A 25345-nucleotide genomic window follows, 5' to 3' on the forward strand; every position below is an offset into this window, starting at 1 on the left:
CGTCTCGGCCGACGCCCGCGGGGCCGTGCGCCGCCGAATAGAATAAAATGAATACGATTCGGAGGCCTTGATGACCGGCAGCGCGCCCAGCCCCTTCACACCCGGGTACGGGAAGAAGCCTGCCGTCTTCGGCGGCCACGGGGAAGAGCTCCGCGAACTCCAGTCGGTGTTCGAGACCCTCGACTTCGGCGAGAACCACTCGGTGCTCGTCTCCGGACTCCGCGGAGCGGGAAAGACCTCGTTCCTCACCACGCTGCAGGACGCAGCTCGTGACGCGGGCTGGCTGGTCATCAGCGATGACGCCAGCGCAGGCCTCACCGGGCGGATCATGGACTCCGCCATCCCCGCTCTCCTCAACGGGATGGCTCCTGCCACCCGGGCAAGGCTCACCAAGCTGGGCGTCTGGCAGTTCAGCGCCGAGGTCCAGTACGTCGATCGCCAGCGGACGGTCAAGCCGCAACTCCGGACGGACCTCGTCGCCCTGTCCTCGGCGCTCGCCGGCAGCGGCGGCATTCTCATCACGATCGACGAGGTCTCCTCCGGCAAAGTCCGCCTGCGCGAGCTCAGCTCCTTCGCTCTGCAGGTCTCGCACGCGCTCGAGGACGGCGCCCCGATCATGATCGTCTTTGCCGGAGTGAAGGTCAGTCTCGACGCCCTCCTCGCGGCCGAGCACACCACCTTCCTCCGACGCTCCCGCGAGGTGCAGTTCGAGCGCCTGTCCGCCTCTGAGACGCAGCGCGTCTTCGTCGAGACCGCGGGCCTGGGCGGGCGCAGCATCGACAAGGAGGCGCTGCGCACCCTCGTCTCCCTCTCCCAGGGCTATCCTTACCTCGTCCAGCTTGCGGGCGACTACGCCTGGCGCAACGACAGCACCGCCCCGTCGATCACGCTGGCCGACGCCACCGTCGCACACGATCGAGCCATCCGCGCCGTCGAGAGCCGGGTCATCAGTCGCGTGTACGGGGACCTCTCGGATGTCGACCAGAAGTTCCTGGGCGCGATGGCCGAGGACGAGGATCGGAGCAAAGTCGCGGACATCGTTCGTCGAATGGGGGTGTCCGATGCCTATGTGCAGGTCTACAAGAAGCGGCTCATCGACTCCGGCTACGTGCATCCGGCCGGCCACGGGCACGTACAGTTCTCGCTCCCCTACCTCGGCGCCTACATCCGTCGCCGGATCGCCGCGGAGTCGAGCGAGGGCGGTATCAACGGCGGTTGGGACGGCTACCCGGCTCCTGATCTGCCCTCCTGAGGCCCGCCTCGTGAGCGGCCTCAGCGGACCGCGGCGAGCGCCGCCCCGAGCAGGTCGGTGAGCACGGTGCCACGCGAGCCCGCGTCCTCCGGGTGCCACTGCACGCACCAGAGCGGCGCGGACTCGTGCTCGAGGGCCTCGACGGTGCCGTCGTGGGCGCGGCCGACCACGACGAGTCCCTCACCCGGGCGGTCGACGGCCTGGTGATGTGAGCTGCGGACGTCGAGTTCGACCGCGCCGAGGATGCGGGCGAGGGCGCTCCCCGGATCGAGGGCCACGCGGTGGTCGATCATTCCCGAGAGGTGCTCGCCGGGTATAGACCGGCCGACGTGGCCGCCACCGGCGAGGTGCTGCACGAGATCGCCCCCGAGAGCGACGTTGATCAGCTGCATCCCGCGGCAGATGCCGATCAGCGGAGTCCGGGTCTCGACGGCGCGGCGGACGAGCGCAACCTGTGCGCGATCGGCCGTGGGGAACGACTGGCCGCGGTGCGGATCATCCCGTCGGCCGCCGTAGAGAGAAGGATCGATGTCCTCCCCGCCGGTGACCATGACGGCGGCGGCGGCGGCAAGCCTGCGCTCGAGCTCGGCCGTGTCGGTCTGCTCGGCCGGGACGCGGTCGACGACGAAGCCGGTGGCGGCGGCGGCGGAAACGACGCTCGCGGTCAGCAGCTGCAGCTCGATCTCGTACTCGGGATCCTCGCGGCCGCCGTCGGCGACGTCGACGAGGAGCAGGACGGGGCGATCGGAGGCCATGCCGACATCGTGCACCCGATGAGCGACGCAACATCAGCTGAGAGCACGTCTCATCGACGATCGTGGATGAGATGTGCTCTCAGCTGACGTTGCGTCGCGGACCTCGAGCCCCTGGTCAGAAAGCACGGCTCGCGCATAGAGTGTTCACGTTCACATTCCGTGCGAAGACGCACACCGCCCTGCGGATCGTGCCTCGACGCTGCACCCGATTACGAGGGCCATCTGCATGAGACGATCACGATCGGCGGTGAGGACCGCTCTGGCGGTCGCGACCGTCGCCGCCACGGCGCTACTCGGCGCCACGGTCCCCAGCTCCGCCTTCGGAGCCACCGAGACCCCGCTCCTCCACTACACGTTCGACACCGCCCCCACCGGCACCACGGTCGCGGACACCAGCGGCAACGGCTACAGCGCGACGTTGCGCGGCTCCGGAGCCCAGTTCCGCAACGGGCTCATCAGCCTCCCCGGCGGATCCGCCTCGGCCGCGCCCTACCTCGAGATCCCCACCGCCGGCCTCGTCGGCAAGAAGGACCTCACCTTCTCCACTTGGCTCGCGAACAAGGGCGGCACCGGCAACGTCGCCGCCGCGTTCGTCGGAGCACCCGTCGCCGCCGGGGCGCCGTTCTCCTCCGGCTACTGGCTGCTCAACCCGAGCAACCTCTCCGGCTACACGAAGTCGGTCGTCACCAACTCCGTCAACGCGAACGCTCCCTACAACACGGAGGTCGGCGCCGGAGCGACCAGCACCCCGACCCTTGGCGCCCGCACCCCCTCAGGCCTCTCGCTCTACACGACCGTCATCGACGGCACGACCGGCAAGCTCACCGTCTATGTCAACGGCGCCCAGATCTCGCAGAGCACGATCGCCCGCAACGTCTCCTCGTTCGGCTCGTCGCTCGTCGCGTACATCGCGCGCTCGACGTACAACGACCCGGGCTGGAACGGCGAGATGGACGACTTCGCCGTCTACGACAGCGCCCTCAGCAGCACCGCGGTGCAGTCGCTCTACTCCTCCGAGGCCCTCGACCGCGCAGTCGCGTCGGTCACGGTGCCCACGGAGGCGACCGCCGGATTCACGGTGCCTACCACCGCCAGCGGGGTAGGCATCACCTGGAGGTCGAACAGCGCAGCCGTCGCGATCACCGGCGGCACCGCAACCGTCACGCGTCCCGCCGCGGGACAACCGGACGCCTCCGCGACCCTCACCGCCACGTACACGGTCGGCTCCGAGACCCGCTCGGTCGAATACCTGGTGCGGGTCGCCGCGCAACTCGACGACGCCACGAAGGTCCAGCGCGACCTCGCCGCGATCGCGATCCCGAACGTCGGCGACATCCGCACGAACGTCTCGGTGCCCTCCACCGGCACGCTCGGCTCGAGCATCGCCTGGAGCGTCGTCAGTCCGAGCGGAGCGACCGTCCGCGACGGCAGCGCCGCCGGCACCCGCACCATCGACGTCGACCGCCCCGCAACCGGCAGCCCCGCGATCGACGTGGTTGTCCGAGCGACCGCGACCAGCGGATCCGTCACCCGCACCCGCGACGTCACCCTCCGGGTGCAGCCGCTACCCGCGGGCACCGAGGACACCCAGGCGTACGTCTGGGCGTTCTTCACCGGAGAAGGTGACGGCGCCGAGCGCATCAGCCTCGCCGCCTCGAAGGGCAACGACGCGCTCAGCTGGAACACGCTGAACGATGGCAAGCCGGTCTTCACCTCGAACCTGGGGACGATGGGACTGCGTGATCCGTTCATCATCCGCTCGCACGAGGGCGACACGTTTTTCATGCTCGCCACCGACCTCAAGATCGACGGGCTCCCCGGCGGCTTCGACACCGCCCAGAAGTCGGGGTCGAAGTACATCGAGGTCTGGGAGTCGACCGACCTGGTGAACTGGTCCGCCCAGCGCCACATCAAGGTCTCCACGGACTTCGCCGGCAACACCTGGGCTCCCGAGGCGTATTGGGACGACGAGCTCCAGACGTACGTCGTGTTCTGGGCCTCCAACATGTACCCGACGACGAACACCGCCGACCGTACCGCCGTCACCTACAACCAGATGATGTACGCGACGACCGAGGACTTCACCTCCTTCTCGGAGGCGAAGCCGTGGATCGACGTTAAGCGCGGCACCGGCAAGGGCACCATCGACTCGACGGTCGCGAAGGACGGCGACACCTACTACCGCTTCACCAAGGACGAGGCGTCGATGACGCTGCGCGAGGAGAAGAGCACCGACCTGCTGGCCACCGTCTCGGGCTCGCTGCCCGGCACCGGCGGACCCGCGGACGAGTGGTCGCTGGTCAAGGAGCGGGTCGCCTCGGGCCTGCCCAACGGCGAGCCCGGCAAGACCTTCACGAGCGGTGAGGGCCCCAACGTCTTCCCCGCCAATGAGGGCGACGTGAACGGCCTCGACTGGTTCCTCTTCATCGACCAGCCGAACTACCACGACGGGCCGAACCACTACATCCCGTTCGGCACCGACGACCTCGCGAACGGTGACTCCTGGCAGCCGCTTGGAGCGAAGCTCCGCACGGGCCTGCCGCAGAACGCCGACGGCGGCAAGCCCCGCCACGGCACCGTCATCCCGGTGACCCGCGCCGAGTACCAGAAGGTGCTCGAGGGCTACGCGCCCGGCCTGGCCGTTGCCTCGGTCGCTCCGCTGACCGCGACGACTACGGCCGGTACCGCGCCGGTCCTGCCCCGTGCCACCATCACGACCGCCGCCGGTGCCACCAGCACGGTCGATGTGGCGTGGGACGCCGTCGCGCCCGCCGCGTACGCCTCGGCCGGGACCTTCACGGTCTCGGGAGTCGCGCAGGACGCGTCGCGCATGCCGGTGCAGGTCACCGTCACCGTGCAGTCCTCGCTGAAGGTGAGTGCGACGGCCTCGTCGCGCTGCGTCGCGGGCAAGGTCGTGCTGACGGTGGTTGCCAAGAACGGCGACACCGTGCCGATGGACGTCTCGGTCAGCACCTCGGAGGGCGTGAAGACGTTCTCCGGAGTGAAGTCCGGCGCGTCCGCGTCCGCCGCCTACACGGTGCGCTCGACGCAGCTCGCCGCGGGCCAGGCGACGGTCACCGGCACGGCCACGGTCGGTGGCACGGCCGTCACGGCAACGGCCACGGCGCCGTACAGCGCGCGCAGCTGCGGCTGACGCACCGGGAGCCCGTCGCACCTCACCGGTGCGGCGGGCTTCACGGCGCTGTCAGAACCAGAGGTGCAGCGTGAAATCGAAGCGGTCTCCGGCTTCGCGTCGCAGGTCGATGAGAAGCCGGCGACCCTCCTGGTCGAACCACTTGCGACGCTCCTCGCTGCCGTAGAGCCCGGTGCGATGGTCGGCGTATTGATTGAAGAAGGCTGCCCAGGCGACCAGGCGGTCGTATAGCTCGGGCGAGAGAATGCTGCGCCACTCGATCGGGTCGGCGGGCCTCGCCCCGATGTGATCGTTCAACGGCCAACGCTGCCCGTAGTCGACGCGCAGGCGCAGGGTCACTCTCCCCTCCGGCTCACGGGCGGGGACGGGTCCATCGACATACCATCGTGACGCCATCGTCAGCAGTCCGACTGGAAGTGAGTCGGGTAGCTCGTCACGACGCTCTTGTTGTTCGCGGACACGATGACGGTGGGCTGATAGGTGGTGATGTACGTGCCGTCAGAGGTGTAGATATCGATGGGAGTAGTAAAGCAGAGCTTGTCGTTTCCGTGGTCGTCCGGCGCCTTGTCGCTAACGATAGCCTCACCTGTGGCGTAGAGCATGAAGTCATCCCAGAGCCCTCCGCCGAACGAGTCGACGACATCCTGCCAGTCTGCTTCATGGCCGATATCGTTAAGCGAACCGTCTCCGTCACGGATGTGGATGTAACCACTGGCGCTGTCGCCACAGAACAGGTCGACATGCCCCAGAACCGTGTCGTCCCACGACGCGATGCTCACATCTCCGAAACCGATGTTGCACAGACCGATCGTCCCGGGGTCCAAGAGACTGGCTTCGAGAGAATCACTCCCAGCGGGAAAATCACGATAACCACTCGGCAGATAATAGCGGGCAGAGGTCTGCGAGCCAGCGGCCATTGCGGCTGGAGCCTCGACACCCGCACCGACGAGCAGTGTCGCCGTCGCCATACCCAGTAGAGAAAGGGCGCTTGTTTTCAGCATCATCAGACCCTTGAAGCGGAGAAGTTCACTGTGCAATCGAAGCAAGGCGCCTCGGAGACGTTCCACTCAATGGTGTACGCCCCGGAGCCCCCGAACGCAAGAGGGAGAGCGCGGGGGAAAGCGTGATCGCGCGCTCATCCGCCCAGCAAAGAGAAAGTATGGATCTGCTGAAAACATCCGGTATAGGCACTCAGGTCGGCTATCCAGGGAACGACACGTCCGCTTGCACGACATCTCCGGGAACCGTCTTCGCGGCGCCGCCGAGGCACCGCCTCCACAGCGGTGTCTGGGCCCCCATCCCGGCGTCTCGACGCGAGGGGTGCCAGAGGGAGCCGCCGCGAAGGCGCGTGCTTCACTGGAGGGATGACCACGCGTGAGCACCACATCGCCGACTTCGCCGAGTTCCTGACCGCCTCCCCCTCCTCCTACCACGCGGCGGCCGAGGTGGCGCGTCGCCTAGACGTCGCCGGATTCGCGGGGCTGGACGAGACGCGGGCGTGGCCCGCGGAACCCGGCCGCTACTACGTCGTCCGGGACGGCGCGATCATCGCCTGGCACCTGCCCGAGGGCGCGGAGGCGGTTTCGCCATTCCGCATCCTGGGCGCCCACACCGACTCCCCCGGCTTCATGCTCAAGCCGCGGCCGACAATCGGTTCGAAGGGCTGGCTTCAGGCCGGCGTCGAGATCTACGGCGGCCCGCTGATCACCTCCTGGCTCGACCGCGAGCTCGAGCTGGCCGGCCGCGTGATCCTACGCGACGGCTCGACGCGGCTGCTGCGCACGGGGCCCTTCCTGCGCATCCCGCAGCTCGCGATCCATCTCGACCGCACGGCGAACGACTCCCTCACCCTCGATCGGCAGAAGCACACCGTCCCCGTGTTCGGCGTCGGTGACGCGGCCGAGGTCGACCTGCTCGACCTGCTCGGCGCGTACGCCGAACTCGACGGCGCCTCCGACATCGCCGGCTACGACCTGCTCACCGCCGACACGCAGGCTCCCCGCCGCTTCGGCCTCGACGAGATGTTCCTCGCCGCCGGTCGGATGGACGACCTCAGCTCGGTGCACGCCGGCCTCGTCGCGCTCCTCGCGGCGAGCGCCGACGCCCGGGCCGGGCACATCAGCGTGCTCGCGGCGTTCGACCACGAGGAACTCGGCTCCGCGAGCCGGTCCGGAGCGAGCGGCCCGTTCCTCGAGGACGTGCTCTCCCGCATCGGCACGGCCCTGGGCGCCGGCGTCGATGAGCGCGCCCGCGCGATCGCCGCCTCCTGGTGCCTCTCGGCCGACGCGGGCCACTCCGTGCATCCCAACTACTCCGACAAGCACGACCCGGTGAACCAGCCGGTCGCCGGGAAGGGGCCGCTGCTGAAGATCAACGCGGCGCAGCGCTACGCGACGGATGCGCGGGGAGCCGCGCTGTGGGCGGATGTCTGCGAGCGGGCAGGCGTCGAGTACCAGGAGTTCGTCTCCAACAACTCCGCACCGTGCGGCTCCACGATCGGACCATTGACCGCGACCCGGCTCGGCATCTCGACGGTCGACGTGGGAGTCCCGCTGCTCTCCATGCACTCGGCGCGCGAACTCACCCATGTGGACGATCTGGTCGCACTGACCGCGGCGATCGAGGCGTTCTTCCGGCCCTGAGCCGGCCCTGCGCCGGCCGGGTCGGCGTGCGGAACCCGAGGGCGGGAGGCCCAGCCGGACCCTCTGCGGGCGGATCGCCGCCTTCCACCCTCGGTTCCGTTCAGGTCACTCCCCCGGCGGGCGACGGCGCTGCTGCTTGGCCGCCGAGCGCTGCTGCTTGGCCGCGAGTCGGCGGCGGGTGGAGCCGCGGGTGGGTCGGGTCGGTCGCCGCGGGGCGGAGGGAGGTGCGAGGGCGGTGCTCACGAGACCGCGGAGCATCTCGAGTGCCGTCTCGCGGTTGCGCAGCTGCGAACGCTCCTGCGCAACGGTGACGGTGATCGCCCCGGAGACGAGGCGCCGCCCGAGGCGCTCGAGCACGCGGGCGCGCTGCTCCTCGCTGAGTGCCGTCGACTCAGCGACGTTCCAGGTGAGCTGCACACGGCTGTCCGAGGTGTTCACGTGCTGCCCGCCCGGCCCCGACGAGCGCGAGAACCGCCACTGCAGTTCGGACGCCGGCACGACCAGCCCGGGCCGCACTTCCAGATCCATGCGGCCAGCTTGCCACGCGCCGATCCTTCGAGACAGTGCGTCTCGCCGACGGCGGTGGCACGCGGATCAGGAGCCGCCGAGAGAGCATGAGAATAGACACGGCATTTCACGGGAATGATGACCGACCATTCACCACCGCGACGATAGCGCACTCGCAGAGTCGATCCTGTCGATACTGACAGATAAGCGCCAGGCGAATGGGAGATCGACGCCTGTTGGCTTCGCGGGGGAGGAGTGGGGACGTCATTGACCGGACCTGACCCGAGAGGTAGCCTTCTCGATCGTCGCAGTTTTCGACTCCGCACGAGCGAAGGCCGTGGCCCCTCCTGCATTCGCCGTCCGCCGAGGAGAGTAAGAAGCTATCGTGTCAAGCACAAGAAGGGGCCGAAAAGTCGGTACCCCTGGGATTCGCTTTCGGAAGGATCGTCGGGAGCGCAGCCGGAGCGATCGACTGCTGATGCTCAACGCTGCGGAGCGTCCCCATCCCACACTGACGATCGCCGTCGTTCTCGGAGCAGGACTCCTTGCCCTGCCGCTCATCCGAAATCTGGAGCTTCCCTGGAGTCTCGTCGCATCGGCAGCCGTCGGCCTCCTCGCCGGAGGAATCGTCTACGGAATCCAGCTCATCAGAATCCGTCGCAGAAACCGCCGCCTTCTCGAGGACGAGGCCGGTGAGGTCAGTCCTCCGACAAGAGAATGAACACTCCTCAGCCGAGACCTCGCCGACCGACCGGCCCGCGCAGCAGCGCCGTCAGTAGCCCGCCGTCGCCCCAGCGTCGAGCGCTCGGACGACGGCGGACCCGTCAGCCGCGCGTCACGCGATCGAGCAGCCGCTCGAAGACGGCGGCGTAGGTCTCTCGCACCTGTTCCCACGAGGCACCGAGGTCGACGCTCGCCGGATCCTCGATCGTCTCGGTGTAGCCGTGCTGCGCGTGCGGCACCGGCGCGCCGGGCAGCAGCAGCGTCTGAATGAACGCGCGGGTCTCCGGCTCGAAGCTGAGGGTGTGCGACGCGACGTTGCTCTCCCAGTCACTCGACGGCCAGGAGAGGAAGGCGATGTGGCGCAGCGGCTCACTCGGATCGATGGCCGAGACGTAGCTCCCGTAGTGCTCCTCCCCGGGCGAGAGGATCTTGTACGAGCCGTTGTCGAACAGGATCAGCAGCGCTTCGGGGAACGGCTTCGGGCCGTACATCGCGGTGTAGCGCAGCGCTTCGACGGCGACGGGGCGGCCGAGGGGCACGATGATCTGAGGGACGTCCTGCTGGGTCATCCGGGGTTCCTTCCAAGGGAGGGGGCGTGGACGACCGCGAGAATAGACGACGCCGGTGAACGCGGGCGCGGCCGCCGTGTGGTGCCCGTGGGCGACCTGAGTCGACGCCCAGCATCACTTCTGCGTCGCGCTTCCCTCCCCCGCCCGCAACGACCGGATCATCCCGCGGAGCAGCCGCGCCGCGGTCTCGCGCTCCTGCTCCGCGAGCCCCTCCAGCATCCGCAGCTCGACCCCGCGGACAACGGCGGAGGCCTCGGCCAGGCTGCGGCGTCCGCGCTCGGTGAGCCGCGTCGGCAGCACCTTGCCGACCGGAGCCGCGTCGGGCCGCGTAACGATGCCCTCGCGCTCGAGGGTCCGGAGGAGCACGTTCATCGACTGCCGGGTCACGAAAGCGCCGCGGGCGAGCTCGGAGTTGGAGAGGCCGGGGCGCTGGGCGAGCAGCTCGAGGCAGGAGTAGTGGGTGACGGTCATCCCGAGCGGACGGAGGACCGCCTCCATCGCCGCGCGGAGGGCGCTCGACGCCTCCTTGAGCAGGTAGCCGAGCGAGGTCTCGAGGTCGATGCCGCCTTGACTCATGTCAACAGCCTGACATACGCTTTCTCGTGTCAGAAATCTGACACAAGCCCAGGAGGAACCTATGCCCGTCACCGGCCCCGACTTCGTCTCGCTCCAGGTCCGCGATCTCGACGCCTCGCAAGCGTTCTACGAGCACTACCTCGGCCTCGTCCGCTCGCCCGCAGGTCCGCCGCACGCCGTCGTCTTCACGACCACGCCGATCGCGTTCGCCCTGCGCGACCTCGCACCCGGCACCGACCTCGACTCCACCTCCCGGCCCGGCGTCGGCACCGCGATCTGGCTGCACGCGACCGGCGTGCAAGAGATCCACGACGCACTCGTCGCTGACGGGCAGGCCGTCGTCGCGGCTCCGATCGACGGCCCGTTCGGCCGTACCTTCACGTTCGTCGACCCGGACGGCTACCACATCACCCTGCACGACCGGGCCTGAACGGAGTGGGGCGCCTCAGCCCATCGCGCGCAGCTGAGCGGCGAAGAGGTGCAGCGACCGGTCGACCTCGAGCAGCGCCGGAGTCCGGTTGAGGTGGCCGTGGGGCATCCCCGCGGCGAGGTGCCCGGTCACGGCGACGCCCGCCTCCGCGAGCTGGCGCAGGAGCAGCTCGGCCGACCCGCGCAGCTCGTCGCACTCGTTCACGAGGACCGTGACCGGGGGCAACCCGGCCAGCGGCGCGGATCCGGGGAGCGCCTCGGCGGGCAGGTCCGAGATCCGCCCGATGTAGGTGCGCACCATGCTCTCGATGCTCGACGGGGGAAAGCGGAGGATCGGCGGAAGCAGGCGCAGCTCGGCCGCGACCGCGTCGTCGAGGGAGGGGGTGGGGAAGTGCGCGAACGGGTAGGCCAGGAGCACGTGATCGGGCAGGCACGCACCGGAGTCGCGCTCGCGCAGGACCGCGCCGAGAGCCAGCGCCGCGCCCGCACTCGCGCCGCCGATCGCGACCGGCTGCGCCTCGCGGGTCCTCCCGCGGAGGTGACGCCAGGCCGCGTGCACGTCGTCCAGCGGAACGGGATAGCGGATGTCGGCGCCGGCGAGCCGGTAGTCGACGGAGGCGACGCGGGCCTGAGCGCGGGCAGCGAGCTCCGCCGCGACGACGTGCGACTCGCGCATGTCGATGCTGCCGGCGGCGAATCCTCCCCCGTGGACCCAGAGCAGCGCTCGCTCGGGCGCGGTGGGCGAGTACACGCGCAGCGGAACCGGTCCGTGCGGGCCGGCCGCCACCTCCGTGCTGACGACGATCCCGCCGGGCAGCGACCACGGCCCGGGATCCTCCTCGAACGCGGCCATTCGGGCGGCCTGCTCGGCGTCGAGCGGATACGCGAGACCGTCCAGAAGCGGCAGCCGGGCGGCGAGGTACGGATCGAGCGGCACGGCGCCTCCTGCGGGGTCGGGGGACGGGGATCACGCTAGTCCGAGCTGCCGCGGCGGCGGGCAGGCGAGGGAGTTGTCGAAGACGAGCCCGCCCTGGATCCTCCACTCCGCCCTCTCCGCGACACCGCTCCAACGCCCGACGCGGCATCTCCCTCGAGGAGGCGCGGGCTGCCGCTGGCTCGTCTCATGGTCCCTGCCTTCAGGTGACCCGGCCGCTTGCTCGGACGTTCCACGCGGTGTACAGTGGCCATCATTACGACCGGTTCCGCCTAATACATAGGTCCAGGGCCGGTCTTCACTCTGTGTGGGGTACCTTGCCGACGCCGATCAAGACGTTCAAGTCTTACCGCGATCAAGTCGCACTTCTTTCCGCACGAGGCATGGACGTGGGCGACGTCGACGAGGCGATTGAGACACTCACAACCTCAAGCTATTACCGCCTCAGTGGGTATTGGTACCCCTTTCGCCGGCTCGCCGGCACCTCGCGCCTCGATCAGTTCTACCCTGGCACCACCCTCGCCGACGTGGTCGCTCTTTACCGCTTCGACGCCACCTTGCGGGCGATGGCATTCGCTCAGCTTTCTCACATTGAATTGAATACAAGGGCCCTTCTCGGACATGAGCTCGGTCGCATCCACGAGACGGCACATCTGAATCCTCGGCTCCTGAGCTCGAGAGCACAGGGCCAAGCGTACAAAGACTGGCTGAGTAATTATACGAAGGAATTGGAGCGCTCTCGAGAAGATTTTGTGAATCATCACAAAAATGAATACGCCGGCTCGCTGCCAACCTGGGCGGCGGTTGAAATTTTCGACTGGGGAGCAATGACGCGGCTGTTCGGCTTCTCACCTCGCCATGTGCAAGACGTCATAGCAGGCCTATATGGTCTCAGCGCCCCTCAGCTGGAGTCATGGCTGAGGTCTCTCGGTATCGTCCGCAACATCTGCGCTCACCACGGACGCCTCTTTAACCGCGTACTTCCAGCGCCCCGCCTTCCTTCCCCTGGTCTCCACCCAGCGCTCGACACGGCTGGGCCGTTCACTCGCACGTTCGGCCAGCTCAGCCTCATTCAGCAGATTCTCAAGCATCGAAAGGTCGGAAACCCGCGAGTTCTACCCTCTGTCTTGCGCGCGTACCCGTCCGTGCAGCTTGTTCCGATCTCTCATACGGGAGCCCCGAGTAACTGGAGTGACTCACTCCTTTGGACCTAGCATGTGGCGACGATGACCGTCGAGCGTGACGATCTCGGCTTCGACCGGCGATGCGCAACGACCCCATGGCCGCGGAACACGCACCGTCGGTCGTGCAAGCGAAAACGCGTCGGGGGCCGGAGAGGTGCCAGGGGTGTGTCCGGCCCGCCGTCAGGCGCGGCGCTGCAGGAGGAGCACACCGTCCAGGAGCACCGCCGCAGTGCCGTCCGGGGCGGTCGCCGCGCGCTCCCGCGTCTCGACGACCTGAGCGGTCCACTCCGAGGGGTCGAGGGCGAGCTCGGCGAGTTCCTCCCCGGGGCCGGCGAGGCGCATCACTCCGTGCTGATGCTCGTCGTTGCTCGCCCACGGCGGCGGTGCGGCGTGCGAGACGACGGCGAGGCGACCACCCGGCGCGACGACGCCCGCGGCCTGCCGCAGCACGTCGATCCGCGGGAACTCGACCATCGAGTGCAGAAAGCTCGCCGTGACCAGATCGAACCGCCCCTCCACCGGCCACTCGCCGGCGAGGTCGGCCTGTACGAAGTCCACGCTGACGCCCTGCGCGGTCGCGGCCTCGCGCGCCCGATCCAGCGCCGTCTCGGAGAGATCGAGCCCGGTCACGCTCCAGCCCAGCGATGCGAGCCACAGCGCATCCGCTCCCTCGCCCGCACCGAGATCGAGGGCGCGCCCCGGCGGCAGCGAACCGACCAGCCCGACCAGCGTCGCGTTCGGCCTGCCCGACCAGATGCGATCGGAGTCGGCGTAGCGCGCCTCCCAGTGCTCTCGTGCGGTACTCATGCGGATCCTCGTCTCCGGGCGCAGGGACGCCCGCGTCGAGGATGCCGCGCCGCCGCCGTGACCGCCAGCGGTCGTGCCGAAGCGGCACGGACCTCCGGCGCCGACATCCGGCTCCGACAGGTGGAGGCCACGACCGCGCGGAGATCTACCGGGACGCACTTCCCCGACCCTGCCCGCGCCGGTTAGCGTCGGGGCATGAGCCTGCGACTCGAAGAGATCATCGTCGACTGCACCGACTTCCGCGCCGTGGGGCACTGGTGGCAGGAGGCGCTCGGCTGGGACGTCGTCGACGAGGACGAGGACGGCATCGAGCTGCTCGCTCCGTCGGGTCGCGGTCCGAGCCTGCTGTTCCTCGACGTGCCCGAGCGCAAGGCCGTGAAAAACCGGCTGCACTTGGATTTCGTGCCGGACGACCAGGAGGCGGAGGTGGCGCGACTGATGGGGCTCGGCGCGACGCGGGCCGACGTGGGGCAGGGCGAGCGATCGTGGGTCGTCCTGGCAGACCCCGAGGGCAACGAGTTCTGCGTGCTCTCGGCTCGGGAGTGAGAGCGCTCCACCTTTTCCAGACGACAGTAGGGAAAGCGCTTTCCCGCGCTCTGTCGACACGGAATCGAGAATGTCAAGGGTAGAACGATCGTTCTCAGCTCTCTAGCATCGCCTCCGACGCGATACCCGGCCGGGAGCGCGCGGAGCCGAGGAGTCACCGTGACCACCTACGACAGACCGGTCGCCGCCATCCGCAGGTCGCCGTCGCAGCAGCAGGAGGAGCTCCCCGCGGGCCGCGCACTCGAGAACCGCGTCCTCGGCCTCTACGCCTACGCCTACCGCCTGACCCTCTCGGATGCCGCGGCCAGCGCCGCACTCCGTCGTGCCGCGGCGACCGTCCGCAGCGAGCGACCACGGGGACTCGAGGACTCCAGCGCGCTCGACCTGATGCGCGCCGAGGTCGGACGCGCGAGCGTGCGGCGCACCGGGTCCGCAATCGAACGGCCGGAGCAAGCCGAGCCCGTGATCCGCGAGGACGATCTGCTGCGCACCGGCTTCCACCGGCGCCTCCACGCGCTGCCGACGCTCGAACGCCAGGCCTGGCTGCTCCGGCACACGGGCGGACACGACATCGACGCGATCGCGGCGATGCTGTGCCAGCCCGCGGAGCGCATCCGCTCGGCACTCTCCGCAGCCGCCCGCACGCTGGTCGCAGGCGAGCTGGACCAGGGCGAACCGTCTCGGAACGAACCTGCCTCAGGCGACCCTTCGGCGAGCGGACCGACACCGCGCGAGCGGGAGGAGTAGCGCGACGTGGCACCGGGAATGCGAGCGGGAGAAGCGGATCAGTCGAGGTAGTCGATGTCGTCCCACGGCTGGCGGACATCGCCAGTGTCACGCTCGTCGTTCGGGACCTCCAGCTCCTCGAAGATCACCGGCACACCCGTCGAGATCAGGACGCTGACCTGGCGGTTCCCGACGATCACGAAGTCGATCAGGCCCCCTCCGGCCTGCGTCGCTCCGGTCGCCGACCGCTTCAGATCATCGACGTCGGTCCCCTGGGACAGACCGTAGGTCTTGCCCTCGATGGTCACGGTGGTGCGGATCATGTGGCGCTGCAGCTCCTCGACTCGGGTGGGCTCAGCGTACGAATTCGCGTGAGAGCGCTGCCAGGCCTTGCGGCGGAGGCGCGTGGCTGGCACGAGCGTCGGCGGGGACAGCGCAACGCAGTGCGCAACCAAGGTCAGGAGCGGGCTGGAGCGCTCCCCGGAGCCGTTGCGGCGCCCCCAGCCTTCGTTGCGCAGCGCAGGCGGCGGAGTCAACCGGGCGCGGTGGCCGCGACGTGCGCCGTAGCGTGAACGATGTCCGCACGTTCCGCATCCAGCGACAAGGAGGATCCGATGACCGAGAAGAACACTCCCGAGGACCCGCAGACCACCGATCCCGAGCACGTCGACCCCGAGACGGCCACCGACCCCGAGGGCGACCCGGTCGAGAACCCGTCGGGCTGACGCCCGCACCGAGACGGCCCGCTGCCGCCGAGACACCGCCGACAACGCGGCGCCTCGGGAGGCATCGGACCGTTTCGGCGTCCGCGCCGCCATACTGGCGGGGTGCAGGCCGAGGACGACGAGCGCCGGGATCTCGAGCGGATCCTGTCGGCCCGACCCCGCGACGACGGCGCCGACCGGGACGAGCGTGGCGTGGCGCTGCGCCGGCTCGGCGAACTGAACGCGGAGGAGGACGTCCCTTCGCAAGCGACGCGGCCGGCCACCCATCCCGCCGCCGCGCGCACTGAGGAACCTGTGACGGAGGACCCACCGCAGCCCGCGACTGCGCTCCCGCTGTCCGCGACTGCACTCCCGATCCCCGCGACTCCTCCGTCGCGCACCGTGCACTCCGACCAGCGGGCCCCCCGCACACAGCACCCTCGCCGCCGCCTCGTACTCGCCGGCGCGATCATCGGTGGAGCCGCGGTCGGCGCGATCATCCCCATCGCGCTTCTCCTCCCGCCGCCGCCCGATCCCGTGACCGCGCCGACCGCGTCCGTGGACCCCGCCGACCGCTTCGCCACGCTCGTCGAGGGCTGGCAGCCGACCACCGACGTCCCGCCGGGCCTCGCCCTGCTCGCCAGGGAGGCCGTCATCTATGGTTCCGGGTTTGACACCGCGGAGAACGATCGCCTGCTGATCACGGAGCCGAACGGGACCACGGTCTGCCTCGCGGTGCAGCGCCCGGACGAGTCCTTCTTCGCCGGCTGCACCGGCTCGGAGGCGTTCTTCGCCGGGGAGCCGCTGCGCGTCAGCGGCACAACCCTCCGTGGCGGCGCCCCCCGTCTACACGCAGATCCTGCTCCGCCCGGACGGAACGATCGAGGGCGGCTACCAGCTGGTGCCCGAGACTCCTGAGCCGGAAACGCCGCCGGCCGAACCCTGAGCCGCTACGCCCGCGTCGCCTCCGCCGCGTCCGCGATCACCGCAGCCGCCGCGCCCGTTCGCGCCCACACCGCACGCTGCCGCTCGGCCCCCGTGCCGCGCGCCAGGACTCGCTCGACGCCGCGCGCTGCGACCTCCTCGTCGCCCGCCTCCGCCAGCGCCCGTCCCGCGTGATCGAGCAGGCGCGTCAGCACCGTGGAGGCGGGAGCCGGGCAGCTCTCGACTGGATCGATCAGGTCACCGGTCGTGCCGTGGCGGCTCGCCAGCCAGGAGGAGACGGCAATCACCGGAGTCGGCAGCGGCACGGGCGGGACTCCGACGCTCTCGTCGCGGACCGCGGTCTCAGTGAGCGCCCGGATCTGGACGCCGATCAGCGCGGAGTCTTCGGCGTGCACTGCGCCAGGTCGCCCCAGATCCCGACCGGTCCGGCCGTCGGCCAGCGCCCCCACGACTGGTAGCGCCAGCTGGCGAATCCGGTGTCGACCCCGGAGTTCAGAGGGGAGTTGGTGCTCAGCGCGAGGAGAGCGCGCAGCCGGTCGAGCACCGCGATCCCCTCCTCCGGCGACGCGACGCCGACGTGCACGTGCAGGCCGCAGGTGAACTGCTCACGGGCGGCGGGAGCGGTCCCGGCAGGGCGCGGACAGCGATCGCCCGGGGCGCGGGGCCTGTCAAGACCGGGTGTCTAGTCGCGAGGCCCGGCAGGATCGTGGGACACCCAGAACCGGAGGTCCCCGTGCCCGACAGCATTCCCGAGCAGGCCGAGTACGACGTCGCCGTCATCGGCGCAGGACCGGCGGGGACGGCCGCCGCCCTCCGCGCCGCCGAGCTCGGAGCGCGCGTCGTCGTGCTCGAGGCCGCGCGCGTCGGCGGCACTTGCGTCAACACGGGCTGCGTGCCCACCCGCGTCCTCGCGAAGACGGCTCGGATGATGCGCGAGACCCGCTCCGCCGGCGACTACGGGATCGACGTCGGAACGCCGACCCTCGACTGGGCGGCGACCGTGCGCCACGTGCACGAGCGGGTCGACCTGGTGCGCTCGATCAAGCGCGAGGCGCAGCGGTTCGAGGAGGCGGGGGTCGACCTGATCCACGAGGGCCGCGCCCGCTTCGTCGACGAGAGCACCCTCGTGCTCGACAGCGGTCGGCGGATCCGCGCGCGCTCCATCCTGATCTGCGTCGGCGGGCACTCGCGGCGGCTGCCGATCCCGGGCGCCGAGCTGGCGACCGTGCCGGAGGACGTGCTCGGCCTGACCGAGCTGCCCCGCCGCGTCGCGGTGATCGGCGGCGGCAACACGGGCGCTCAGCTCGTCACGGTGTTCAACGCCTTCGGCTCGGAGGTGACGCTGCTCGACGTGGCACCGAGGATCCTGATGACCTCCGACTCCAGCATCTCCGAGCATGTCTCCGGCGCCTTCGCGCGCCAGGGCGTGCGCGTGCACACCGGAATCGAGACGGTCTCGGGGCTCGAGCGGCAGGGCGACGGGGCGCTCGCGATCCAGTGGCGCGAGAGCGAGGAGTCACGCACCGCCGAGGTCGACGTGGTGATCATGGCCACCGGCTGGCCCGCCGACGTCGAGGATCTGGGGCTCGAAAAGGCGGGTATCGAGGTCGTCCGCTCGGCGGTCCCCGCCGACCAGTACTTCCGCACCGTCGTGCCGCACATCTTCGCGGTCGGTGACGCGAACGGACGCGACATGCTCGTGCAGGCGGCGCAGTTCGAGGCGGAGGCGGCGGCCGAGAACGCGGTACTCGGTGCGAACCGGCGCACCCCCCAGTTCCTCCTGCCGGCCGGCGGATTCACGGACCCGGACTACGCGGGGGTCGGCTTCACGCAGGAGCAGGCCCGCGAGCGCGACCCGCAGTGCGTCGTCGCCTCGGTGCCGTTCTCGGACCTGGACCGCGCCGTCATCGACGACCGCGAGAGCGGATTCCTCACCCTGATCGCGGACCGGCGCCGCGAGCTGCTGCTCGGCGCGCACGCGGTCGGCGAGAACGCGATCGAGGTCGTCCAGTCGGTGACCACGGCGATGGCAGCCGGAGTCGATCTCGCGACCCTCGCGAGCGTCCGCTTCGCCTACCCCACCTACAGCGCGGTGATCGGGATGGCAGCGCGCGCGCTGCTGGCCGAGCCGGCGCGGCCGACCGAGCTGGACTGACGCGCCGGCGCTACTCGATCCCCGGCGTCGGCGCCAGCCCCGAACCGGCGCCGGGCCGTCTCCGAACCCCTGGAGACGGGCACTCCGGCTCGTCCCGCCGAGAGGAACTTCCGTGCCGATCCCTGTTGTCGACTACAACCACGTCCGTCTGACCGTTCGCGACATCGCCGTCTCGCGCCCCTTCTACGACTCCGTCTTCGGCTTCGACGTCGCCTTCGAGGCGCCGCCCGCGGAGGCCTCGCAGGAGGAGAAGGACACGCTGGCCTTCGTCTTCGGCGGAGTGATCTACCAGTTCCCGGGCGGACTGCTGGGCCTTCGCCCCGTCGCTCCGGGAGACGACCACTTCGATGAGGACCGCGTCGGACTCGACCACGTCAGCTTCACGGTGCCCGACCTCGACGCGCTGAAAGCCGCCGCGGCCGTGCTCGACGACCTCGGTATCGCGCACGAGCCGATCAAGGACACCGGCGGCGCGAGCATCCTCGAGTTCCGCGATCCCGACAACATCGCGCTCGAGATCACGTCTCCGAGCTGATCGGCATTCGTATCTAAGGCTGAGGGACCGCCCGAATGCCGAAAACGTGCATATCCGGGCTCTCAGCCTTCGTTGTGCGTCCGGCGCCGGCGGGACCGGGGCGTGGTCGAGACGCGGACGAGGCCGTAGAGCCCGCGTCCGCGGTACTCCGGCAGCGTCGTTCCGCCCCAGATACCGGCGAAAGCCCGGGATCGCGTGCCGCGCCCGGTCGACCCTGGCGAAGGCCGCCGCGAACCGGGGCCAGATCGAGCGGACGAGCGTCGCCATCGCGGCGGCGACCCCTCGCGGCGGTTGGACGCGAGCGACACGACGATTAAGACGAGCCCGACCAGAGCCAGCACGGCACCGGCGGCGGCGGTCAGCGCGATGGGAACAGCGGCCGCGGTCAGCAGCGACGACGCTCCGTCCTGGGGGGCCACGAACAGCGCGGGGCGGCCGAGGACGGCGAGGACCGCCTCCGTGCCCAGCCACACGAACAGGAGGATGAGCAGGACGGCGAGGGCGATCGCCGATCCGGTGCGGGACGAATGCGTCGTGAGCCGCACCAGCCGCGGGTCGAGCGCCCGGCCGGCAGTGAGGGGAGCCGTCACGACGGTGAGGGAGGCAGCAACCTGCCCCTCGCCGACCTCGACGGAGATGCCCTGGCCGCGGTCCTGCGCGGTGACCGCGGCACGGAGGGCGCGGGCGGCGGCGTTGCCCCGATCGTGCGCGCAGGAGTCCCCTCGAGCCGCACTGTCCGCGACCTTCTCGACCACGCCGTCGGCGATCGTCGTCGTGGCGGTGCCGTGCGTGACGGAGGAGCCGTCGGCGAGACTGGTGGGGGTAGCGGTGGTCATGATCTTCTCCAGGTGATCGGAGGTCGTGGCCGGTGGCCGCGATGCTCCGCGGTACATGACGAAGGCGGGCCCGGTCGTCCCGATGGCTCGGCAGGGAAGCTCGAACGGAGCCGGTTTCGCGGCCGGCGGAGTGCACAGGGAACGCGGAAGGCCCCGCCGGCCAGTTCCGGGCGGGGCCTTCCGCTGGTGGCGCGGATCAGGTGTGGACGTGGTAATCGTTGTTGGTGAACGCGCCATTGTTGAACTCGTTCGTGTCTTCGCCGTTGACCATCTGGAAGTCGACCCACGGGTGGATGCTCTCCCCCACGCGGTAGGCGTCGGGAGTCGTCCAGTAATCGATGTCTACCTCCGCGCTCTCACCCGGCGCGAGGGTGAGCGTGCGGTTGATGAAGGTGAACACCCAGCAGTCCATGCCGAACGGGTAGTCGTTGAGATACTCCCAACCGCCGCGCGCCACCGGGTAGTGCGGGCGTGTCCGGCTCGTCTGGTGGGTGGAGTGCGGCAACTTGAAGCAGACGGTGATGCCGGTGACCGTGTCCGGTCCATCGTTCGTCACCTTCGCGTGCACGACCAGGCCCTTGTCGGCCCCGAAGGTGTTGTTGGCCGGGATGTCCTTTTCCCCGCCCTGCGCGTTCCAGGTGGTGGAGGCGTTACGGAGATCGGCCTTCTTCGTTGTCGTCGTCGTGGGTTTCCCGGACGCGGCCGCCGCCGGAGTCGCGATCGCTGCGGCGACGGCGGGCACAGTCCAGACAGCGGCAGACACGAGCGTGCGGCGGCCGGTACCGGAAGCGTCGTCGATGCTCCAGCCGTCGCCGAGGACGATGTCCTTTGTCGGGTCGGTGTGGTTGTCGGTCATTGCTCTCCTCGAGGGATCAGGGGGGCGACCGGGGGTCTGCCCCGGTCCCGCGCCCCGCCGTTCCCGGCCGAGGCGCTCCGCAACAGTGCAGGTGCCGTGGCCCGTCGCGACCGTGTTCCGCGTCTTACCGTCCGGTGTTCCGCGGGAAAACGTCCTCCGAGGATCAGTGGTCATCTGCGTCTCTTAGGGTCACTGCGCGAGACGGTTCGGGAAGGGGAGCGGATGCATGGATTGCAGCCAAAGACGGCTCAAGGCAGTAGCGAGCCGCTGATCGAGCGGGGAGTCCGAGTGAGCGGTCGATCGGCTGAGCAGTGGCTGAGAGCAAACGGATTCGATGTGATCGATGATCAGGTGTCTGGCAGGGTCATCGCCGATGTTGTCCGTTCCCGTGGACTCACCGTATCCCGACTCTGGCACTCGTTTGCGCGGCTGCGCACCCGTCCCGGTCAGACAGCGGAGGATCTCGCGCTCACCCTTGTCCTCGACGGCCGCCTCGTTGTGGCGACCGATTCCCGACCGTTCACGATCAGCAAGGGAGAGGGCTACCTGCGTCGGGGCAGCGTGGTCGCCACGCTCGACACCTGCGGGTCGACGGGGACCATCGAGATCGTCCTCGGGGAGGACTTCGAGCGGCGCTTCGGACTCGCCGGCGTCTGGGGAGCACTCCCGCTACCGGCCACGGGAGCAACGCGCTTCCTGGCCGCGAGCAGCAACGCTTTTCTGTCCGCCTTCAGTGCGGCCGGTCCGGCCTGGCACCTCTGGATGCTCGCCCTGGAGGCGTCGGCTGCCGGCGCGCTTCTCGAGGCGGGCCGTTGCGCCGCGATGGCCTCGAACGCGGAGGCGGATATCGTCCGCAGAGCCCGGCGGATCATCCATGAGCGGTGCACCGACCGCGCTCTGACAGTCACAGCGCTCGCCTCCCTCGTGTCGATCTCGGAGCGTCGGCTCTTCGAGGCGTTCGCAGCCATCGGCTCCACGCCCCGAGCCGAGATCAAGCGCGCGAGACTGCTCGTCGTCCGGCGCCTGACCGCGCACAGCACGTCGCGTCCGCTCGACTGGGACGACGTCGCCGACCGCACGGGCTTCCGCAGCTCTCGGAGTCTGCGCGCTGCCCTGCGCGAGCGCAGCTGAGGCGGAGCGGGGCACCGCCGAGGGTGACGGTGGCCCTGGAAACTCCGATCACTGGGGAGAGCCCGTCCGCCGCATGCATCACAACCACCCGCGCCACGATCCCGCGTCGCTGAGTCGCCCGGATCGGCCCGCGACACGCCGAGCAGCACGACCGATCCGGGCGACTCAGCGCCTGCTCCTACGCTCCGGCGACCGTGGAGCCGCGGATCAGCAGCTGGGTCGGCAGCAGCGTCACCCGCTGGACCTCCTCGCCGGCCAGGAGGCGCACCAGCACGTCGGCCATCGCCTCGCCGAGTCCCGTGGAAGGCTGGCGCACCGTGGTCAGGCGCGGCTCGCTCGCCTCGGCGAAGTAGTCGCCGTCGAAGCCCGCGAGCGCGATATCGACCGGCACCGTGAGGCCGCGCTCGCGCAACGCGGTCAGGGCGCCCGCCGCCATCTGGTCATTGGAGGCGAAGACCGCGTCGATCGGCCGGCCGAAGTCGAGGAGGCGGCGCATCGCGTAGGCGCCGTCCTCGGGCGAGTAGTCCCCGTACTCGACGGCCGAGGCATCCAGACCGGCGGCCGTGACGGCCGAGCGCCAGCCCGCTAGGCGATCGATGGCGGCGGGCATGTCCTGGCGGCTCGCGATCATCGCAGGAGCCGTGCGGCCCAGGCTCAGGAGGTGCTCGGTGACGGCGTGCGCCGCTCCGGTGTTGTCGACGTCGACGAAGTAGCTGCCGCCGTCCTCCGTCAGCGGCCGCCCGCCGAACACCACGGGGAGGGAGGCGCCGAGCTGCGCGTAGGAGTGGTCGCCGCTGTGGTGCGAGACAACGAGCGCGCCGTCGACGTTGCCGCCGAGCAGGTAGCGCCGCGTCTTCTCGGGCGCCGCCTCCGACGCGATCACGATGGTGAGCGTGTACTCCGTACCGACGAAGGCCATCGCGGCCCCCTGCACGACCGAGGCGAGGAACGGATCCGCGAACACCTTCGCCGCCGACTCCGGCACCACGAGCGCGACGGTCTGCGTGCGGCGGCTGGCGAGGGAGCGCGCGGCGCGGTTCGGGACGTAGCCGAGCTGGTCGATCGCGGCGAGCACGGCGGTGCGGGCGCCGTCCTTCACGCGTGGCGAGTCATTGACGACCCGGCTGACCGTGGCGCGGGAGACTCCCGCGAGCGCGGCGACGGCTTCGAGCGTCGGTGCCGCCGAGGCGGTGTCGTCTGTCATGCGGGCCTTCCTCGCGGGTGCTTCTGAGGCTAGCCGAGGGCCGCAGGAGTCGGCTCGTCCGCGGCGCCCCCGGTGCGAGGGGGTGCGAGCGGCGCCGCGCACCTTCGGCTCGCAGAAACGCGCTCGGCTCGCAGAAGGCGTCGATTTCTGCGAGCCGAACACGGTTCCGCGAGCCGAAACTACGCGAGCCGGCGTCAGCCCTTCACCGCTCCGCTCATGATCCCCGCGATCAGCTGGCGACCGGCGAGCAGGAACAGCACCAGCAGCGGGACCACAGAGAGCACGGCGCCGGCGAGCACGATCGAGTAGTCGACGTAGTAGCCCGACTGCAGCTGCGCGAGCGCCGTCTGCAGGGTCGGATTCGTGGGGCTGAGCACGATCAGCGGCCAGAGGAAGTCGGTCCACGCCATCATGAAGGTGAAGAGCCCGAGGATCGCCATCGCCGGTCGCGCCGCCGGCACCGCGACGGTGAGGAACGTGCGGAACTGGTTCGCCCCGTCCATCCGCGCCGCCTCGATCAGCTCGTCCGGGATCACGTCGACCAGGTACTGCCGCATGAAGAACACGCCGAACGCCGTAACCAGCGTCGGCACGATCACTGCGCCGAGCGAGCCCGTCCAGCCCAGCTCCCGCATCAGGATGAACAGCGGGATGATGCCCAGCTGCGTCGGGATCGCCATCGTCGCGACGACTCCGATCATGAGCCCGTCGCGCCCGCGGAACCGCAGCTTGGCGAAGGCGTAGCCGGCCAGGGTGGAGAACGACACGACCGAGAGCGTGATGATCCCCGAGACGAGCACGCTGTTCAGCAGCGCCGTCCAGAACGGGATCGCCGTCAGTACCTGCGCGGCGTTGGCGAGGAAGTTGCCGCCCGGTACCAGCGGCAACGTCTCGCTGCGGGTCGCATTGCTGCCGCTCGCGACGACGAACGACCACCACAGCGGGTAGGTGGAGCCGAGGATGAACGCGCTCAGCAGCCCGTAGGTGAGGAAGCCGGGCCGGTCGACGCGGCCGGCGCGGGCGCGGCGGACCGGGAAAGCGGCGGAGGGGGCGGTCATCGCTCGCTCTCGTTCTGGCCGAGGCCGGTGGTGGTGAGCAGGGGGTCCGACGCGGCGATCTCGTCGGCGGAGGCGGGGCGCGTGCCGGAGCGCCGCTTCGTTCGTCGCGCGATCCGGTTCTCGACGGAGGCGATCCGCCGCGAGATCGCGAAGTTCAGCAGTCCGATCAGGACGATCAGGAGGAACAGCAGCCACGCGATCGCGGCCGCCTCACCGAAGTTCTGGCGGAAGAAGGCCATCTCCCAGAGATAGAGGACGGTGGTCTGGAACTGCCGGTCCGAACCGCCGATGCCACCGGCGTTCGAGACGTCGAACAGGCGCGGCTCCGCGAAGATCTGCAGGCCGCCGATGGTGGCGGTGATGATCACGAAGATCAGGGTCGGTCGGATGCTGGGGATCGTGATCGAGCGGAAGCGGCGGAACGCGTTCGCCCCGTCGATCGCGGCCGACTCGTGCAGCTCACGCGGTACCGCCTGCATGGCGGCAAGGAGGATGAGGGCGTTGTAGCCGGTCCAGCGCCAGTTCACCATCGTCGCGATCGCGATGTGGCTGGCGAGGCGGTCGTTCGTCCACTCGATCGGGCCGACACCGACCAGGCCGAGCAGGTTGTTGATCAGACCCTCCTGGTCGCTGAACACGCTGGAGAAGATCAACGCCACCGCGACCGGCGACACGATGTACGGCAGCAGCACGCTCATCCGCCAGAAGGTGCTCGCCCGCAGCGCCTGGTCGAGTGCCGCTGCGAGCAGCAGCGCGACGGCGAGCTGCGGAATCGTGGAGAGCACAAAGATGCTCAGCGTGTTGACGATCGAGTTCCAGAAGAAGCGGTCGCCGAGCACCGCCGCAAAGTTCGCGAATCCGACAAAGTCGCCCTGGCCCTGGAGCAGCTGCCAGTCGTAGAGCGACACCACGAGCGTGTAGACCAGCGGGAACGCGCCCGTGAGCGCGAACAGCAGGAAGAACGGCGAGATGTAGAGGTAGGGCGAGGCCTTCACGTCGAAGCGGCTCGTGCGCTGACGGAAGGTCAGCGGGAGTCGGGGCGCCGGGCGCCGCTTCCCCGCGGGGGGCGTCGCCGTGGCCGGCGGGGTGAGTGTGCTCGTCATGGCGCTCTCTTCGA

At 69.7% G+C, this 25345-nt stretch carries 26 protein-coding genes and 1 pseudogene; 11 read left to right on the top strand and 16 right to left on the bottom strand.

Annotation, left to right across the window (positions count from 1 at the left end; translation table 11 throughout):
• Window positions 1-70: 70 nt before the first annotated feature.
• A complete protein-coding gene (locus A6122_RS14960; protein WP_068256585.1) occupies window positions 71-1252 on the top strand; it encodes an ATP-binding protein in 1182 nt (393 codons plus the stop codon).
• 20 nt (window positions 1253-1272) lie between these two features.
• Here the strand turns inward: A6122_RS14960 and A6122_RS14965 are convergent, their stop codons facing one another.
• A complete protein-coding gene (locus A6122_RS14965) occupies window positions 1273-2007 on the bottom strand; it encodes a gamma-glutamyl-gamma-aminobutyrate hydrolase family protein (protein ID WP_068256586.1) in 735 nt (244 codons plus the stop codon).
• Between the two features lie 247 nt (window positions 2008-2254).
• On the opposite strand from A6122_RS14965, the gene A6122_RS14970 reads away from it, so the two are divergent.
• Window positions 2255-5161, top strand: coding sequence for an immunoglobulin-like domain-containing protein (locus A6122_RS14970; protein WP_068256587.1), 2907 nt, complete (start codon window positions 2255-2257; stop codon window positions 5159-5161).
• 51 nt (window positions 5162-5212) lie between these two features.
• Here the strand turns inward: A6122_RS14970 and A6122_RS14975 are convergent, their stop codons facing one another.
• Together A6122_RS14975 and A6122_RS16850 are read right to left on the bottom strand one after the other, a co-directional pair.
• Entirely contained in the window at window positions 5213-5500 is a 288-nt protein-coding gene (locus tag A6122_RS14975; protein ID WP_068256588.1) for a hypothetical protein, read from the bottom strand.
• A gap of 59 nt (window positions 5501-5559) precedes the next feature.
• Window positions 5560-6165: a hypothetical protein gene (locus A6122_RS16850; protein WP_146076759.1), complete on the bottom strand. Its 606-nt coding sequence runs from the start codon at window positions 6163-6165 to the stop codon at window positions 5560-5562.
• A gap of 360 nt (window positions 6166-6525) precedes the next feature.
• On the opposite strand from A6122_RS16850, the gene A6122_RS14985 reads away from it, so the two are divergent.
• Window positions 6526-7803: a M18 family aminopeptidase gene (locus A6122_RS14985; RefSeq protein WP_068256594.1), complete on the top strand. Its 1278-nt coding sequence runs from the start codon at window positions 6526-6528 to the stop codon at window positions 7801-7803.
• A gap of 105 nt (window positions 7804-7908) precedes the next feature.
• Here A6122_RS14985 and arfB read toward each other — a convergent pair whose 3' ends face one another.
• The 3 genes from arfB to A6122_RS15005 form a co-directional block, all read right to left on the bottom strand.
• Window positions 7909-8331 carry an alternative ribosome rescue aminoacyl-tRNA hydrolase ArfB gene (arfB, locus tag A6122_RS14990; protein ID WP_068256597.1) on the bottom strand — a complete coding sequence of 141 codons (423 nt, stop codon included), beginning with the start codon at window positions 8329-8331 and terminating at the stop codon, window positions 7909-7911.
• 803 nt (window positions 8332-9134) lie between these two features.
• Entirely contained in the window at window positions 9135-9602 is a 468-nt protein-coding gene (locus A6122_RS15000) for a hypothetical protein (protein WP_068256602.1), read from the bottom strand.
• 114 nt (window positions 9603-9716) lie between these two features.
• Window positions 9717-10178: a MarR family winged helix-turn-helix transcriptional regulator gene (locus tag A6122_RS15005; RefSeq protein WP_068256605.1), complete on the bottom strand. Its 462-nt coding sequence runs from the start codon at window positions 10176-10178 to the stop codon at window positions 9717-9719.
• Between the two features lie 61 nt (window positions 10179-10239).
• Here A6122_RS15005 and A6122_RS15010 point away from each other — a divergent pair, with 61 nt between their 5' ends.
• Window positions 10240-10608: a VOC family protein gene (locus tag A6122_RS15010; RefSeq protein WP_068256608.1), complete on the top strand. Its 369-nt coding sequence runs from the start codon at window positions 10240-10242 to the stop codon at window positions 10606-10608.
• Between the two features lie 15 nt (window positions 10609-10623).
• On the opposite strand, the gene A6122_RS15015 is transcribed toward A6122_RS15010, so the two are convergent.
• Window positions 10624-11544: an alpha/beta hydrolase gene (locus A6122_RS15015; protein WP_068256610.1), complete on the bottom strand. Its 921-nt coding sequence runs from the start codon at window positions 11542-11544 to the stop codon at window positions 10624-10626.
• A gap of 380 nt (window positions 11545-11924) precedes the next feature.
• Here A6122_RS15015 and A6122_RS16195 point away from each other — a divergent pair, with 380 nt between their 5' ends.
• Entirely contained in the window at window positions 11925-12755 is an 831-nt protein-coding gene (locus A6122_RS16195; RefSeq protein ID WP_084416112.1) for an Abi family protein, read from the top strand.
• A gap of 150 nt (window positions 12756-12905) precedes the next feature.
• Here the strand turns inward: A6122_RS16195 and A6122_RS15020 are convergent, their stop codons facing one another.
• The gene (locus A6122_RS15020; protein WP_068256612.1) at window positions 12906-13532 is read right to left on the bottom strand and encodes a class I SAM-dependent methyltransferase; all 627 of its coding nucleotides are present in this window, start codon (window positions 13530-13532) and stop codon (window positions 12906-12908) included.
• Between the two features lie 195 nt (window positions 13533-13727).
• On the opposite strand from A6122_RS15020, the gene A6122_RS15025 reads away from it, so the two are divergent.
• Window positions 13728-14078, top strand: a complete 351-nt coding sequence (locus A6122_RS15025) for a VOC family protein (RefSeq protein ID WP_068256615.1) — start codon at window positions 13728-13730, stop codon at window positions 14076-14078.
• Window positions 14079-14237: 159 nt separating this feature from the next.
• The gene (locus A6122_RS15030) at window positions 14238-14825 is read left to right on the top strand and encodes a hypothetical protein (protein ID WP_068256617.1); all 588 of its coding nucleotides are present in this window, start codon (window positions 14238-14240) and stop codon (window positions 14823-14825) included.
• A 38-nt stretch (window positions 14826-14863) separates the two neighbouring features.
• On the opposite strand, the gene A6122_RS15035 is transcribed toward A6122_RS15030, so the two are convergent.
• The gene (locus A6122_RS15035; protein ID WP_068257742.1) at window positions 14864-15127 is read right to left on the bottom strand and encodes a hypothetical protein; all 264 of its coding nucleotides are present in this window, start codon (window positions 15125-15127) and stop codon (window positions 14864-14866) included.
• A 504-nt stretch (window positions 15128-15631) separates the two neighbouring features.
• On the opposite strand from A6122_RS15035, the gene A6122_RS15040 reads away from it, so the two are divergent.
• Window positions 15632-16426, top strand: a complete 795-nt coding sequence (locus A6122_RS15040) for a hypothetical protein (RefSeq protein WP_068256618.1) — start codon at window positions 15632-15634, stop codon at window positions 16424-16426.
• A gap of 32 nt (window positions 16427-16458) precedes the next feature.
• Here A6122_RS15040 and A6122_RS15045 read toward each other — a convergent pair whose 3' ends face one another.
• The gene (locus A6122_RS15045; RefSeq protein WP_068256621.1) at window positions 16459-16848 is read right to left on the bottom strand and encodes a glutamate--cysteine ligase family protein; all 390 of its coding nucleotides are present in this window, start codon (window positions 16846-16848) and stop codon (window positions 16459-16461) included.
• Window positions 16824-17054, bottom strand: a pseudogene (locus A6122_RS15050) (glutamate-cysteine ligase family protein); the annotation flags it as partial. The gene A6122_RS15045 and the pseudogene A6122_RS15050, both read right to left, overlap by 25 nt.
• Window positions 17055-17186: 132 nt before the next feature.
• Here A6122_RS15050 and A6122_RS15055 point away from each other — a divergent pair.
• Complete coding sequence (locus A6122_RS15055) at window positions 17187-18608, top strand: dihydrolipoyl dehydrogenase family protein (protein ID WP_237358209.1); 1422 nt, start codon at window positions 17187-17189, stop codon at window positions 18606-18608.
• A 112-nt stretch (window positions 18609-18720) separates the two neighbouring features.
• The gene (locus A6122_RS15060) at window positions 18721-19143 is read left to right on the top strand and encodes a VOC family protein (protein ID WP_068256626.1); all 423 of its coding nucleotides are present in this window, start codon (window positions 18721-18723) and stop codon (window positions 19141-19143) included.
• Between the two features lie 62 nt (window positions 19144-19205).
• Here A6122_RS15060 and A6122_RS15065 read toward each other — a convergent pair whose 3' ends face one another.
• Both A6122_RS15065 and A6122_RS15070 read right to left on the bottom strand, forming a co-directional pair.
• Complete coding sequence (locus A6122_RS15065) at window positions 19206-19979, bottom strand: Asp23/Gls24 family envelope stress response protein (RefSeq protein WP_146076789.1); 774 nt, start codon at window positions 19977-19979, stop codon at window positions 19206-19208.
• 196 nt (window positions 19980-20175) lie between these two features.
• Window positions 20176-20835 (bottom strand): hypothetical protein, encoded by a 660-nt coding sequence (locus A6122_RS15070; RefSeq protein ID WP_068256631.1) that lies wholly within the window; start codon window positions 20833-20835, stop codon window positions 20176-20178.
• A 336-nt stretch (window positions 20836-21171) separates the two neighbouring features.
• Between A6122_RS15070 and A6122_RS15075 the strand changes: the two genes are divergently transcribed.
• On the top strand, window positions 21172-21966 hold the full coding sequence (locus A6122_RS15075; protein ID WP_068256634.1) for a helix-turn-helix domain-containing protein: 795 nt from the start codon (window positions 21172-21174) through the stop codon (window positions 21964-21966).
• A gap of 178 nt (window positions 21967-22144) precedes the next feature.
• Here A6122_RS15075 and A6122_RS15080 read toward each other — a convergent pair whose 3' ends face one another.
• The 3 genes from A6122_RS15080 to A6122_RS15090 all read right to left on the bottom strand — a co-directional run bounded on the left by A6122_RS15080 (window position 22145) and on the right by A6122_RS15090 (window position 25331).
• Window positions 22145-23170, bottom strand: coding sequence for a LacI family DNA-binding transcriptional regulator (locus A6122_RS15080; protein ID WP_068256636.1), 1026 nt, complete (start codon window positions 23168-23170; stop codon window positions 22145-22147).
• 194 nt (window positions 23171-23364) lie between these two features.
• Entirely contained in the window at window positions 23365-24228 is an 864-nt protein-coding gene (locus tag A6122_RS15085) for a carbohydrate ABC transporter permease (protein ID WP_068256638.1), read from the bottom strand.
• Complete coding sequence (locus tag A6122_RS15090; RefSeq protein WP_068256641.1) at window positions 24225-25331, bottom strand: carbohydrate ABC transporter permease; 1107 nt, start codon at window positions 25329-25331, stop codon at window positions 24225-24227. Before A6122_RS15090 ends, A6122_RS15085 begins: the two co-directional genes overlap by 4 nt.
• Between the last annotated feature and the right edge of the window lie 14 nt (window positions 25332-25345).

Source organism: Rathayibacter tritici, from assembly GCF_001641005.1.
Taxonomy (GTDB): Bacteria; Actinomycetota; Actinomycetes; order Actinomycetales; family Microbacteriaceae; genus Rathayibacter; species Rathayibacter tritici.

Coding starts and splice junctions, on each gene's coding strand:
- A6122_RS14960 (WP_068256585.1), top strand. CDS start 71: ATGACCGGCAGCGCGCCCAGCCCCTTCACACCCGGGTACGGGAAGAAG.
- A6122_RS14965 (WP_068256586.1), bottom strand. CDS start 2,007: ATGGCCTCCGATCGCCCCGTCCTGCTCCTCGTCGACGTCGCCGACGGC.
- A6122_RS16850 (WP_146076759.1), bottom strand. CDS start 6,165: ATGATGCTGAAAACAAGCGCCCTTTCTCTACTGGGTATGGCGACGGCG.
- A6122_RS14985 (WP_068256594.1), top strand. CDS start 6,526: ATGACCACGCGTGAGCACCACATCGCCGACTTCGCCGAGTTCCTGACC.
- arfB (WP_068256597.1), bottom strand. CDS start 8,331: ATGGATCTGGAAGTGCGGCCCGGGCTGGTCGTGCCGGCGTCCGAACTG.
- A6122_RS15000 (WP_068256602.1), bottom strand. CDS start 9,602: ATGACCCAGCAGGACGTCCCTCAGATCATCGTGCCCCTCGGCCGCCCC.
- A6122_RS15005 (WP_068256605.1), bottom strand. CDS start 10,178: ATGAGTCAAGGCGGCATCGACCTCGAGACCTCGCTCGGCTACCTGCTC.
- A6122_RS15010 (WP_068256608.1), top strand. CDS start 10,240: ATGCCCGTCACCGGCCCCGACTTCGTCTCGCTCCAGGTCCGCGATCTC.
- A6122_RS16195 (WP_084416112.1), top strand. CDS start 11,925: ATGGACGTGGGCGACGTCGACGAGGCGATTGAGACACTCACAACCTCA.
- A6122_RS15020 (WP_068256612.1), bottom strand. CDS start 13,532: ATGAGTACCGCACGAGAGCACTGGGAGGCGCGCTACGCCGACTCCGAT.
- A6122_RS15025 (WP_068256615.1), top strand. CDS start 13,728: ATGAGCCTGCGACTCGAAGAGATCATCGTCGACTGCACCGACTTCCGC.
- A6122_RS15035 (WP_068257742.1), bottom strand. CDS start 15,127: ATGATCCGCACCACCGTGACCATCGAGGGCAAGACCTACGGTCTGTCC.
- A6122_RS15065 (WP_146076789.1), bottom strand. CDS start 19,979: ATGACCACCGCTACCCCCACCAGTCTCGCCGACGGCTCCTCCGTCACG.
- A6122_RS15070 (WP_068256631.1), bottom strand. CDS start 20,835: ATGACCGACAACCACACCGACCCGACAAAGGACATCGTCCTCGGCGAC.
- A6122_RS15080 (WP_068256636.1), bottom strand. CDS start 23,170: ATGACAGACGACACCGCCTCGGCGGCACCGACGCTCGAAGCCGTCGCC.
- A6122_RS15085 (WP_068256638.1), bottom strand. CDS start 24,228: ATGACCGCCCCCTCCGCCGCTTTCCCGGTCCGCCGCGCCCGCGCCGGC.
- A6122_RS15090 (WP_068256641.1), bottom strand. CDS start 25,331: ATGACGAGCACACTCACCCCGCCGGCCACGGCGACGCCCCCCGCGGGG.